Below are 13,676 nucleotides of genomic sequence, written 5' to 3' on the forward strand. Positions count from 1 at the left end.
GTTCGGCCATCGAAGGCCAAACCCGTCATTCGAATAGCATATCCTCCCGGATCACTTTGTGACTATCCCCGATTCGCCGCGTGAAGCCGATTCGATCGAAAAACTCGAGAATCGCCACCGCCAGTTTCCGCCCGCAGCCGACCCGGTCGCGAAAATCCGCCGCCTTCGCCCCCGGCGACGCCTCGCTATCCAGCTCGCGAATCACGCCAGCCAGCTCGGCGACATGGGGCGTCAGGAAGAAATGATCTTGGCGCAGCTGATAGACGCTTCCGAGCAGCGCACAGCTTCTCAGCAGACGCCGAACCTCGCCTTCCTCCCAGCCGAACTGCTGGGCGATATCCCGCACACGCGGCGGATCGTAAGGGGAGGCCTCCAGCAGCGGGCGAACCTGCTGCCAGCGCCGGGCCTCTTCCGGCGACAGCGAAGCCTCGTGGGAGGCCAGGGCCAGGAACGGACCATGCTGCACGATCTCGCCACCCGTTTTCCAGCGTTCCAGTAGCGGCCGGAACAGATTGGCCGGCAGTTGGGGCGCCACCATCCGGCGCAGGCGATCGATATCGACGCCGCGCATCGCCGGCTCCAGCTCGTGCAACTGCGCCAGCCGGTCCAGCGCCTTGCGATAGAGCGTCTGCTGCGTCATCTCGGGGAACGCGTGACTGCTTCCCTGACCGGCAACGACCCACCAGCCGGCAAGCGTTGCACTACGCTCGAGTTCGCTCGTTTCCCGGTCGAGATTGTCCGAAAGCGCAGACAGATCGACACCGATCCCGTCGGTCATCGGACGTTGCCAGAAAGCACTGCTGTCCTGAAGGCCGCCGGCATCCGGCAGGTATTCGCGCAACTGGCGCAGCCAGGCGAGACGCTCCGGCTTTCGCGCGCCCCTTCGAGGCGGCGCGACATCGAGCACACTGGCACCTCCCAGCGTCTGGCTGGCGCCGTGATCGCGCACCACGATCCGGTCACCGTGCGCCGCCTGGAGTGGGGACTCGAGCACGAGTTGAGCAAGCATCGACGCCCCAGACGCCAGGGTTTCCCCTTCCAGCAGCGAGATCCGTCCGGTGACGTGGGCACTACCGTGATGCAGATGAACCGGGGCCCAGTGCTTGATCGGCGGCGACTCGGGCAGCGCGCGCAGCACCACGTCGAGCCGGTGGCGATCGGTGACCCGGGAAGCCTCGGCGACCACCCAGTCTCCCCGCGCGAGACGTCCGGTCTCGATATCGGCGCCGCTGAGGTTGATGGCACAGCGTTCTCCACGACCCGCGGATGCCGTGTCGCGATTCTGGCAACGCAGTCCTCGCACGCGTGCAGTCAGGCCCGACGGCAGCAGCCGTACTCTGTCGCCACTCGCTATCCGCCCGCTGCGCACCGTGCCGGTCACCACCACGCCGGCGCCACGCTTGACGAAGACGCGGTCGATGGCGAGCCGGAAACGGCCCGCACCGGCCAGCGTCACCGAAGGTTCGCTCAAGGCCGCATCGTCTCTCGACACATTGTCTCTCGACACATCGGCCGCTGCCGTCCACAGCGCCTGCCCGAGCGCCTCGACGCCCTCTCCCGACGTGTTGGAAAGCGGAAATACCGGCGCATCGGCGAAGACGGTGCCGGCCAGCCAGTGCCGCAGCTCCTGCGTCACCTGGGCCACGCGCGCCGGCTCGACACGATCGATCTTGGTCAGCGCCACCCAGGCCCGCGTCACTCCCAGCAGCTCCAGAATGCGGGCATGTTCGACGGTCTGCGGCATGATGCCGTCATCGGCGGCGACCACCAGCAGCATCGCCTGGATGCCGACGGCGCCGGAGAGCATGTTGGCGATGAAGCGCTCGTGACCGGGCACGTCGATGAAGCCCAGCGTGGTGCCGGCGAACGCCGGTGGCGATTCGGGATAGGCGTAGCCGGCCTCGATGGTCAGCCCTCGCGCGCGCTCTTCCTTCAGGCGGTCGGTAGCGATGCCGGTCAGACCGTGAATCAGCGCCGTCTTGCCATGGTCGACGTGTCCCGCCGTGCCGATGATCATGCCAGCTCACTCCATCGCTGCCGAATATCGCCGAGCTGCTCGACGAATTGCCGTTCGTCCGCTTCGGTCGCCAGGCAGCGCAGATCCAGCCACAGCGCGCCATCGTGTACACGCCCGATCACCGGACGTGGCAGGGCGCGCAGCGCGCGCTCGAGCCGAGATAGCTCGCGACCGCTCCGGCAACGCAGCACCAGGGCGCGGCTATCGAGACGGTCGACCGGCAACGATCCGCTGCCGAGCTGACTGCGACAATCCTCGCAGCTCACCCCGGCGAGTCCGCCGACCGCCGCCTGGAGCGTTGGCTGCAATCTCATCCCCTGATCGTCGATCGCATCAAGCTCCCGGGAGAGCATCGCCAGCGCCGGCAAGGCGCGTGCCGGAGAATCGCTGTCCCGGTAGCAGCGGAGCGTGGCTTCCAGGGCCGCCAGCGTGAGCTTGTCGCAGCGCAGCGCCCGCTTGAGCGGATGCTGCTTGAGCCTGGCAATCAGCTCGCGCTTGCCGACGACGATGCCCGCCTGCGGGCCGCCGAGCAGCTTGTCGCCGCTGAAGGTTACCAGGTCCGCCCCTGCCGCGATCGCCTCCGCCGGGCGGGACTCGTGAGGCAGGCCCAGCGCGCGAAAATCGGTCAGCGCGCCGCTGCCCAGGTCGACCATGAACGGAATGCCGTGATCGTTAGCGATGGTGGCGAGCTCGTGTTCCGGCACGCTGCTGGTAAAACCGGTGATCGCGTAGTTGGACGTATGCGCCTTGACGATCAGCCCGCTGTCGTCGCCGAGCGCCTGGCGAAAATCCCGTCCATGGGTGCGATTGGTGGCGCCGACCTCGACCAGCCGGCAGCCGGCGGCGGACATCACGTCCGGTATCCGAAACGCGCCGCCGATCTCGATCATTTCGCCACGCGAGATCACCGCCTCGCGGCCGGCCCCAAGGGCGGTGAGCGCCAGAAGCACGGCAGCGGCATTATTGTTGACGACCGTTGCCGCCTCGGCACCTGTCAATTCGATCAGCAGCGACTCCACCAGACGGTCGCGATCACCACGCCGTCCCTGTTCCAGATCGTATTCGAGCGCGACCGGATGGCGGGCAGCCTGGACCACCGCCTCGATGGCCGCCTCGGAAAGCGGCGAACGCCCCAGGTTGGTGTGTATGACGGTGCCGGTCAGGTTGAAGACCGGCCGCATGTTGGGCAGCACCAGGCGTTGAAGTCGATCCGAGATCGCGTCGACCAGTCCCGAGTCACCGGACCAACCATCGGCAGAGCCGGTGACGTCTTCGAAGGTCGCCGCGCCATCGCTCAGACGCTGGCGAAAGAGCGCCAGCGTTTCGCGGATGGCGCGTATCACCAGCCGATCACCGTGGCGCTGCCGCCACGGCTGGAGTTCGGGATGCTCGAGCAGTGTCGTCACTCCCGGCAACTGGCGTCGGAGATCCGTCGATGAGGCGATCGTGTCGGGCATGAATGGCTCGAGGTCGCTGATTGGAATCTCGATTTAATCGTCGAGCTGGCACCAATACAAGTCGCGTGCCGCGTGCCGCGAAAACGATCCTCGCCAACTCACGAAGTTCGCAATCCCTTCCTCGAAGCTCGAAGCTCGAAGCTCGAAGCTCGAAGCTTAGGCCGGCTCGCCCAGCACCAGCAGGGGGTTGAAAGCGCGCCTTGCCAGATCCCGGTCGGCAATCATCATGTCCAGTGCCAGGCTGGCCAGGTCATCGGCCAGTGGGTCGGCGTCCGCTTCCCACTCGCGATTGACCCGCTTCAGATAGCTGTGGCAGTGATCGCAGGTCTCGGCCTGAATCGGCAACACCCGCTCGCCCTGCTCGTCCTCGAGCCCGCTGTAGTCCAGTGTCTTGCTGTCACCGCACTGTGCGCACTTGGCGCGCTCGGCGTACCACTCGCTGGCACACAGGCCACACTGCATGTAGCGCACCCGGGAACGCGCCATGCCGATCTGGATCAGACTGCCGACAGCGGGAGCCCCGCAGCACGGGCACAGGCCGCTGGTCGCGCCCGCCGGCCTGGGCGGCGTGGCGGGCAGCATCCGCGCCTGACGCGTCCAGGCGACTTGCAGCGCAGCGCCCATCAGCGGTGCCATGGCGCGCTGCTCCAGCGGCAGCGGCCGGCCCTCGAGCATGGCGTGGGCCAGCTCGGCACGCTCCGTCTGCGGAAGCCGGCGCAACGCCTCGAACCAGCCTCGCTGCGGTTCCACCACCTGCGCGTCGAGCTCCTCCAGCAACGCCTCGAGATCGTCGTGCCACGACATGTCCCGCCACAGGCCGTCGATTGACAAGGGGGGAATGCCATGACGCATCGCCAGCTCCGCCCCGCTCGTCAACGCCGGACGCGACTGCTGAACGACCCGGTGCTGCGCCTCGACCACCATTGCCATGAACTGCAGGTAGGCCGCCATCGCCGGGACACGCTCGGCCAGCTGACGCAGGCGCCGGGCGCGCTCGGCAAACAGCTTGCGCGCCGGCAGCCCGACCATCGGTGGTGCCCCCGGTGACGGGGGCGCCTGGCCAAAGGTGTGCTCGCCGGCGACAGCCGGCTCGCTTTCGTTATCAGGGTTGCTGCTCACGGTGCTGCGCCTCCTCTTGTTCGCGGGCCCACAGGCCGTGGTGATGGCGCGCCCAGGCGCGGGTCACCCAGCCTCGGGTCATGGACCGAATCGAGCCCTTGACCCAGATGGCCGCGTAGACGTGAACCACGATGGTGACGATGGCCACGAATGCCGACACGGCGTGGAGCAGGCTGGCGAAGCGGATCAGCGGGATCGGGAAATAGCCGGCGAACCAGGGCCGCCACATGATCACGCCGCTGATCAGCAGTACCGCGATCGACACTACCAGCGCCCAATAGACCAGTTTCTGGCCCGGATTGTACTTACCGATGGGCGGCAGCTTCTCGTCGCGGTTGTCGAGCACGTCGCCGATCTGGCGCACCCACTGGACGTCGTTCTCGCCGAGCAGGTTGCGCCGCACGTGCCGGGCCGCCATGGCGTAGAACAGCAGCACCAGCACCACCCCGAGAAACGGATGCAGGATCCGCGCCCAGACCGGCCCGCCCAGCGTATGGCTGAGGAAGAAGAAGGCCGGATGGAAGAACGCCAGTCCGGAGAGCGCCAACAGCACGAAGACCATTGCCATGGTCCAGTGGTTGGCGCGATCCAGCGGCGAATAACGAATCAGACGATCGCGTGGCATCTTCATCGGTCTTCTCCCCGCGGACGGGTGGCATCGTAGCCGAGCGAGTGAGGCGGCGGCGCGTCGTCCTGCCCGTGCCCCGCGTGCTCTTCCGGCTCTTCCTTCGGCCCCTTGGTCATGTAATGGATCACGCCCGCGAACGCGGTGATACCGATGATCGCCGACATGATCGGCTTGGTCGCGCCCTTCCACGCCCCGACCAGCGGCGAGATGCGCGGATCCTTGGGCAACCCGCTGTAGCGATTGGGATCATTGGCGTGATGCAGCACGTACATGACGTGCGTGCCGCCGACCCCGGCCGGATCGTAGATACCCGCATCGCGGAAGCCGAGCTCCTTGAGATCGCCCACCCGCTTCTCCGCCCGCGCCAGCATGTCCTCCTTGGTGCCGAACTCGATGCAGTTGGTCGGGCAGGTCTTGACGCACGCCGGCTCCATCCCTGCGTTGACCCGATCCGAACAGAGGGTGCACTTGTAGGACTTCTGATCCTTGGGCGAGATTCGCGGAATATCGAACGGGCACCCGGTGATGCAGTACCCGCAGCCGATACAGTGGTTGGAGTCGAAGTCGACGATCCCGTTGGCGTACTGCACGATCGCCCCGGGGGCCGGGCAAGCCGTCAGGCAGCCCGGTTCGGCGCAATGCATGCAGCCATCCTTGCGGATCAGCCATTCGAGGTTGCCCTCCTGCGTCTCGTACTCGCTGAACCGCATCACGGTCCAGGATTCCGAGGTCAGGTCGGTTGGATTGTCGTAGGTGCCGTGGCACTCGCCGACATCGTCGCGCAGGTCGTTCCACTCCATGCATGCTACTTGGCACGCCTTGCAACCGATGCACTTGGAGACATCGATCAGCTTGGCGACCTCGTCGACATGCCCCCGGACCTGCGGGGGCGTCGTCGTGGTGGCGGAGCGGGCGATGATGTTCTGGGAATTGTCCATATACGCTCCTCAAGCCTTCTCGACGCGGACGGTGAACGACTTGTATTCCGGTGTCTGGGTGTTGGCATCGCCAACGAACGGCGTCAGGGCATTGACCAGATAGCCCTTCTTGGCCACCCCGGTGAATCCCCAGTGCAGCGGAATCCCCACATGGTGAACCTGCCTGTCGCCGATCATCATCGGACGCAGACGCTTGGTCACCACCGCCACGGCCTTGATGAAGCCCCGCTTGGAGGAGACCTTCACCCAGTCGCCCGCCGCAATGCCGATCTCGTCAGCCAGCGCCTCGCCGATCTCGACGAACTGCTGCGGCTGCACAATGGCATTGAGCTCGGCATGCTTGGTCCAGAAGTGGAAGTGCTCGGTGAGACGATAGGTCGTCGCCGCGTGCGGAAACTCCTCGGGCTTGCCCAGCGCCTCGCGATCCTCCTCGAAGATGCGCGCGGCCGGATTGTTGCGCGCCTTCTTCTTGCCCGGATGCAGCAGGTTCTCGGGCACCGGAGACTCGAACGGCTCGTAGTGCTCGGGGAACGGGCCGTCGACCATGCTCTGCCCGGCGAATAGATGCCCGACGCCCTCCGGCTGCATGATGAACGGCATCTGGCCCTGCGACGGCGGCGAATTGGTCGGAAAGTCCGGTACGTCCGCTCCCACCCAGGCACCTTGTTCGCTATCCCACCAGACGAACGCCTTGTCAGGGCCCCAGGGCCGCCCTTGGACGTCCGCGCTGGCTCGGTTGTAGAGGATTCGCCGGTTCATCGGCCAGGCCCAGGCCCAGCCCAGCGTATTGCCGGTGCCGTAAGGGTCCGAGTTGTCGCGCCGCGCCATCTGGTTGCCGGCTTCGGTCCAGCAGCCGGTGAATATCCAGCAGCCGGACGCGGTGCGGCCGTCGGCGGTCAGCTCGGCGAATCCGGCCAGCTGCTCACCGGCGCGCCGGGTCACGTTGCCCTGCTCGTCGGTAAGATCCTCCAGCGCACGGCCGTTGAACTCGCGAGCCAGTTCGTCCGCCTTCGGATCGGCCGGAATCCGGTAATCCCAGGTCAGGTTGAGGATCGGGTCCGGGAAGACGCCGCCCTCCTCCTGATAGAGCTGCTTCAGCTTGAGGAACAGCTCGCCCATGATGCGGGTATCCGGTCGCGCGTCTCCCGGCGGCGGTGCCGCAGACCAGTGCCACTGCAGCCAGCGGGCGCTGTTGACGATCGACCCCTCGTCCTCGGCGAAGCAACAGGTCGGCAGGCGGAACACCTCGGTGTCGATCTGGCTGGAATCGACATCGTTGTACTCGCCGTAATTCTTCCAGAATTCGCTGGTCTCGGTGTTGAGCGGGTCCATCACCACCAGATACTTCAGCGAAGAGAGCGCCTTGGTCACCTTGGCCCGGTTGGGGAACGACGCCAACGGGTTGAACCCCTGGCAGAAGTAGCCGTTGAGTTCGCCCTTGGACATGCGCTCGAACGTATCGAGAATGTCGTAGAGCGGCCGCTCGAGCTTGGGCAGCCAGTCGAAGCACCAGTTGTTGCCTTCATTGGCGGCATCGCCGTACCACGTCTTCATCAGGCTGACGTGGAATTTCTCGTAGTTCTTCCAATAGGAAACCTGACCTTCGACGGTGGGCTGCTTGGTGCGCTTGTCGATGTAGGCGCGGTAGTCCTGCTCCTTGGCGTTGGCCAGCGTCATGTAGCCCGGCAGCAACTGAGACAGTAGCCCCAGATCGGTCAGCCCCTGAATGTTGGAGTGCCCGCGCAACGCGTTGACGCCACCACCCGGCATGCCCATGTTGCCCAGCAACAGCTGCACCATCGCGGCCGTACGGATGATCTGGGAGCCGATCGAGTGCTGCGTCCATCCCAACGCGTAGAGGATGGTCATAGTCTTGTCGGGGACCGCCATCGCCGCGATCTTCTTCCAGATGCGCTGGATATTCTCGACCGCGATACCGGTGATGCTAGAGACCATGACCGGAGTGTAACGCGCGTAGTGTTCACGCAGCAGCTGGTAGACGCAGCGCGGGTCCTGCAACGTCTCGTCGCGACGAACGAAACCGTCGTCGCCCATCTCGTACATCCACGACTGCTTGTCGTAGCTGCGCGTCGACTCGTCGTAGCCCGAGAACAGGCCGTCCTCGAAACCGTAGTCCTCGCGCACGATCAATGCCGCGTCGGTGTAGTTCAACACGTACTCGTGCTGAATCTGGTCGGTCTCGATCAGATAGCTGATCAGACCACCGAGAAACGCGATATCGGTGCCGGTGCGGATGAACGCCTTGTCCTGCGCCACGGCGCCGGTACGGGTAAAGCGCGGGTCGATCGTGATCAACTCGGCCTTGTTGTGCTCGATGGCCTCGGTGACCCAGCGGAAGCCCACGGGGTGTGCTTCGGCAGAGTTGCCGCCCATCGAGAGAATCAGATTGGCATTGCGGATGTCGACCCAGTGATTGGTCATGGCACCGCGACCGAATGAAGGGGCAAGACCTGCCACCGTCGGTCCGTGTCAGACGCGCGCCTGGTTGTCGAACGCCACCATGCCGAGATTGCGCACCACCTTGTGGGTGATGTAGCCGGCTTCGTTGGAAGAACCGGAGGCCGCCAGGAAGCCGGTCGTCGTCCAGTGGTTGACCGTCTCGCCGTGCGCCGTGCGCTGGACGAAGTTGGCGTCGCGATCGTCCTTCATGTGCCGGGCGATGCGGGTCAGCGCTTCATCCCAGCCGATCCGCTTCCATTCGCTGGTGCCCGCTTCACGCACCTGCGGATATTCGAGACGTCCCTTGCTGTGAACGAAGTCGAGCAGGCCGGCGCCTTTCGGGCAGAGCGAACCTCGCGAGACCGGGTGGTCCGGATCGCCTTCGATATGGAAGACGTTCTGTTCGACGTTCTTGGCACCATCGCCCTTGCTGTAAATCAGAATACCGCAACCCACCGAGCAGTAGGTGCAGGTATTGCGCGTCTCTTTGGCATGGGTCAGCTTGAACTGGCGAATCGAGGCTTCGGCAGGTTCAGGGGCAAACCCCATCATCGCCAGGCTCGAGCTCGCCAATCCCGCCCCGCCCAGTTTGAAAAACTGGCGCCGAGTGACATTGATCGACATGTATCATCCTCATCGGTCATTAACCGGCACCTCTACCGACGGGTGCCTTGATTATCTTATATCAAACATCGGCGACGGATGCTGCCGTGAACTCTAGACAAATCGTCGCTCATGACCATACCCGAACGTGACGGCGACGATGCCACCCGATGTCGCGACCCCGACTCGTGGCCCCGAACGAAAAACGCCCGCTCTCCTCGCAAGGAGAGCGGGCGTCATCAAGGTCCGAGGCTCGGGACGCTATGCCGTGCGGGCCGGCGTGGTCTCCGATTTCGCCTTGGCCAGCAGGAACAGCACGACCGTAATGACCGCGCCGACGATGTCGCTGATCATCCCCGGGAAGATCAACGCCAATGCGCCGATCGCCGCCAGTATCCGCCAGAACGGATTGAGTGGTCGCCGCAGATAGCCCTCGACCGCGACGGCCAGCAGCAGCACGCCGACCACGCCGGTCACGATGACCCACAGCGTGTTCCATAGCGTCGCGTCGATCATCAGCATGCTGTGCGCGAACACGAACATGTACGGCACCACGAAGCCGGCGATCGCCAGTTTCATCGCCTGGAAGCCGGTCGCGTTGGGCGACCCGCCGCTGATGCCGGCACCGGCGTAGGCGGCCAGGGCCACCGGCGGCGTCAGGTTGGCGAACAGCCCGAAGTAGAACACGAACATGTGCGCCACGAAGATCGCCGTCTCGTTGCTGCCGGCCAGCTCGCGGAACATCGGCAGGTTGAGCAGAATCGGCGCGGCCATGGTGCTGGTGATGATATAGGTCGGAATGCTGGGCAACCCCATGCCGAGCACGATTGACGCGATCATGGTCAAGAACAGCGTGACCAGCAGCTGAATCATCGGAATCGGTATCTGCTGGCCCAGCGTCACCACCGCGTCCGCTGCCTCCAGCGCGATACCGGTCAACGTGGCGATCCCCACGATGATGCCCACCGCGCCACATGCCACCGCCACGGGAATCGCGTTACGCACCCCGTCGTGCATGGCATCGCGACAATCGGCGACATCCATCTTCTCCGCCACCATGCCCAGCCTGGCACGCATCGCGTTGACCGCTACCGGGATCGCAATGATCACGAACAGCATCCAGCGGCTGGCCGGGAAGTTGGGCATCGCATGGCCGCCAAGCAACGCGCGCAGCTGCGGTTCGAAGATCAACAGCGCCAGGACCAGGCTGAGCCCGATGGTGACGCGGCGCGTGCCGCAGATCAGAACCGTCGCCGCAATCGACCAGAACGCCGCGAAGAACGGCGCCCGCCCCTCGAACAGCAACCACAGCAGCACGGCCATCGGTATTAGCAGGTGGCCTCGCTTGAGCATGACCTCCTTGAGCGGGGTCAACTGGGAACGAGGAATGCCTTCCAGCCCGTTGCGCATGGCGCGCAGATGCACCTGGAACAGCACCCCGAGATAGAACAGCAGTGCCGGGATGATGCCGGCCAGAATGACCTGGGTATAAGGAACGGCCAGCACCTCGGCCATGATGAACGCCGCCGCCCCCATGATCGGAGGCAGGATCTGTCCGCCGACGCTGGCGGCCGCTTCCACCGCACCGGCAAAGTTCGGCTTGTAGCCGGTCTTCTTCATCAGCGGAATAGTGAAGGCGCCTGTCGTCACCACGTTGGCAATGGCCGAGCCATTGATCGAACCCAGGAAACCGCTGGCGATGACCGCGACCTTGGCCGGTCCACCGCGGGTATGCCCGGCGATCGCCAGCGCCAGATCATTGAACAGTTGTCCCAGTCCGGACTTGCCGAGAAAGGCGCCGAACAGGATGAACAGGATGATGTAACTCGCCGACACCCCGATCGCCGTCCCCAGCAGCCCCTCGGTGATATAGACCAGGTGCGAGACGATCTGCTTGCAGGTGGCGAGCACGATCGCCTCGTTCAACTGCGGGTAGAAAGAGAGCTTGGCGTAGAAGCCATAAATCAGGAACAGCGTCGCCAGGATGGTCAGACCCCAGCCGGTGACGCGTCGGGTCGCATCGAGTACCAGCAGAATCGCCACGAGGCCGACGACCATGTCGACATTGTTGATGCGCCCTGCCGAGGCGATGACCCGGTCCGACACCATCAGCATGTAGACGCCGATCCCGAAGGCGATCAACGCCACGATGGCATCACCCCACGGCACGCGATCCCGTGCGCCTTTGCGGGTCAGCGGATAGAGAATGAAGGCCAGGCCCAGCAGGGTATAGAGGTGGATGCTGCGCTGCGCGACATCGACCAGTGGCCCCGAAAACGAGGTGTAAAGGTGAAACAGCGCCAGCAGCACCGATACCGCCATGACGAACTGGACCACCGCGCGCGGCAGCCTGTCCCGTACCAGGCTCTCGCGATCGAATTTCTCCAGCGCCTCCTTGACCGACGGATCTTCCGGGCCGTCGGTGGAGATCGTGTTCTTCTGTTCGGACATATGTCTTCCTCGCCACGCAGGAATCTATGACAACCAGGGGCGCACCAGTGCCGGCAACACTTGCCACAAGGGCACCCTGAGTATGGAAAAGGTCAAAATCGGCGGTGGGTCGCCACGCGACAGGGGAATGACATGGCCGGCAAATATCAGGCGGTAGTGTTCTTCCACCGCCGCCTGTACCGCCAGCGGATCGACCACGCGATCGATCCCGGTCATCACCACCCAGCCATCCTCGAGATGGGTTTCGTTGCCGGCACGGGATGGCACACCGGCACCGAAGGTCTTGAATCGCGTTCCGGTGATTTCGATGACATCGCCCTCGGTAACTGCGAACCACTCTTCCCAGTCCTCCTTCTCGACCGAGTGCATCCAGCGCAGAGTGAAGGTCGTCCCCTCCCACCCCGGAAAAGCAAACCGCCACTGCGGCCCGTCACGAATGACCAGCCACGGTAGCGGATACGCAGCGGTGGCGATCACCAGGATCACCACCGCTGCGATACTCAGCCAGATTTTACGCATCATGACTTGCTAGATACGAAGCCTTCCACTTGCAAGGGAAGGATTAGTGCTGGGATTCGCTACTGCCGCTAGTACCGGTATCCCCAGTAGCTTCGACATTATCTTCCGGCGTTTCGGCGCTGGTCTGCTTTTCCTGGCTGGCCTCGGCACCGTCCGCGGCGGTGGTCGCCGCCTGTTCGTTGGCTGTCTGGGAAGCTGTGGCCTCGCTGATGTCGGCTTTGTCGCCGCCGCTTCTGGAAGCGAGCGTGTCGTAGTAGGCCTGCGCCCCCGGATGGACCGGAACGACCAGGTTCTTATCCATGGTGGAGGGATCGAACTGCTTGAGCGCGCCGACAGAGACATTGCCGGATTCCAGATAGTCGTGGAAGCGCTTGGCCAGATCCTCGGCGACATCGTCACGCATGGAGGACGGCACGATCATGATATTGCGGATCGCCACGGTATTCACGGCGTCGCCCAGGTCATAGCGCTCCGGTGCGCCGGCCGGAATCTCGTAATTCTCGTAGTACGGATACTTTTCCAGCAGCGTGGAAGCAACGTCGCCACTGACCGGCACGAAGGTCACGTCGGTGCTCTGCATCAGCCCGGTGATGCTGGAATTGGGCACGCCGGAAGTGAAGAACGCGGCATCGAGATTGCCGTTGCCCATCTCGGTCACGCTGTCGGCATAACCGGTATGGCTGACCTGGGCCAGGTCGTCGTAGCTCAGACCGGCGGATTCCAGCACCTTGGCCGCGCTCTGCTCGACCCCGGAGCCGACCTTGCCGACGCCGACGCGCTTGCCTTTCAGATCGGCGATGCTCTGGATATCGCTATCGGCCGTCGCGACGACCTGCACCACGTTGGGATACATACCGGCGATGGTTTCGATATCAGCGGGCTGACCCTCGAACTGGTTCTGACCCTTGACCGCATCATAGGCCACGTCGCTCATCACGATGGCGACCTGGTTCAGACCATCGGTGATGTTGTTGATGTTCTGCACGGAAGCGCCGGTGGAAACGACCTGTACACCATCGACCAGATCGCTCTCTTCGAACACGCTCTTGAGCGCGCCGCCGATCGGATAATAGCTGCCGCCGGTACCGCCGGTGCCGAAGATCAGATTGACCGGCTCGCCACCGCCGGCCGAAGCCTGCTGGCTATCATCCCCGCCCGACTGGGAAGACTGGTCGTTGTCGTTGGTCGACTCGGAACCATCAGAATCCGGCGTTCCGCCACCGTACTGAGAGGTCGATGATTCCTGAGACGACGGCTGTTTCTGATCACCCTCCTTCGCCTGGTCATCACCGTCATCGCCGCAACCGACCAGCAGTGCGCTGGAGAGTCCCAGCGCGGCGACCAGCATTCCTGTGCGTAACTTCATGTTTCACCCCGTCATTTGAATGTCATCGGCCTGTCCGGCCGAAGAAAATACACAACATGCTGGCCCCAAGAGTAAGGAACGCCCGGCGGCGATACCATGCCCGAACCGTCATGTACGA

At 64.2% G+C, this 13,676-nt stretch carries 9 protein-coding genes; all 9 read right to left on the reverse strand.

The genetic code is table 11. The features are described from left to right. Nucleotides 1-25: 25 nt before the first annotated feature. Nucleotides 26-2,017, reverse strand: a complete 1,992-nt coding sequence (gene selB / locus BC443_RS08505) for a selenocysteine-specific translation elongation factor (protein WP_071231413.1) — start codon at nucleotides 2,015-2,017, stop codon at nucleotides 26-28. After that, a complete protein-coding gene (selA, locus tag BC443_RS08510; RefSeq protein ID WP_071231414.1) occupies nucleotides 2,014-3,474 on the reverse strand; it encodes an L-seryl-tRNA(Sec) selenium transferase in 1,461 nt (486 codons plus the stop codon). The genes selB and selA overlap by 4 nt, the downstream gene beginning before the upstream one ends. Before the next feature lie 156 nt (nucleotides 3,475-3,630). Next, a complete protein-coding gene (fdhE, locus tag BC443_RS08515; protein WP_247643243.1) occupies nucleotides 3,631-4,593 on the reverse strand; it encodes a formate dehydrogenase accessory protein FdhE in 963 nt (320 codons plus the stop codon). Further along, entirely contained in the window at nucleotides 4,577-5,224 is a 648-nt protein-coding gene (locus BC443_RS08520; RefSeq protein ID WP_071231415.1) for a formate dehydrogenase subunit gamma, read from the reverse strand. The genes fdhE and BC443_RS08520 overlap by 17 nt, the downstream gene beginning before the upstream one ends. Further along, entirely contained in the window at nucleotides 5,221-6,159 is a 939-nt protein-coding gene (gene fdxH / locus BC443_RS08525) for a formate dehydrogenase subunit beta (protein ID WP_071231416.1), read from the reverse strand. Before fdxH ends, BC443_RS08520 begins: the two co-directional genes overlap by 4 nt. A gap of 9 nt (nucleotides 6,160-6,168) precedes the next feature. Next, on the reverse strand, nucleotides 6,169-9,243 hold the full coding sequence (fdnG, locus tag BC443_RS08530) for a formate dehydrogenase-N subunit alpha (RefSeq protein ID WP_282097195.1): 3,075 nt from the start codon (nucleotides 9,241-9,243) through the stop codon (nucleotides 6,169-6,171). Between the two features lie 240 nt (nucleotides 9,244-9,483). Further along, nucleotides 9,484-11,673, reverse strand: coding sequence for a TRAP transporter permease (locus tag BC443_RS08540; RefSeq protein WP_071231418.1), 2,190 nt, complete (start codon nucleotides 11,671-11,673; stop codon nucleotides 9,484-9,486). A 24-nt stretch (nucleotides 11,674-11,697) separates the two neighbouring features. After that, nucleotides 11,698-12,192 (reverse strand): DUF1850 domain-containing protein, encoded by a 495-nt coding sequence (locus BC443_RS08545; RefSeq protein ID WP_087720408.1) that lies wholly within the window; start codon nucleotides 12,190-12,192, stop codon nucleotides 11,698-11,700. A gap of 43 nt (nucleotides 12,193-12,235) precedes the next feature. Then, nucleotides 12,236-13,558, reverse strand: a complete 1,323-nt coding sequence (locus BC443_RS08550) for a TAXI family TRAP transporter solute-binding subunit (RefSeq protein ID WP_083387293.1) — start codon at nucleotides 13,556-13,558, stop codon at nucleotides 12,236-12,238. Nucleotides 13,559-13,676 lie beyond the last annotated feature (118 nt).

The sequence above is a fragment of the Salinicola sp. MIT1003 genome (assembly GCF_001858555.1).
GTDB lineage: Bacteria > Pseudomonadota > Gammaproteobacteria > Pseudomonadales > Halomonadaceae > Salinicola > Salinicola salarius.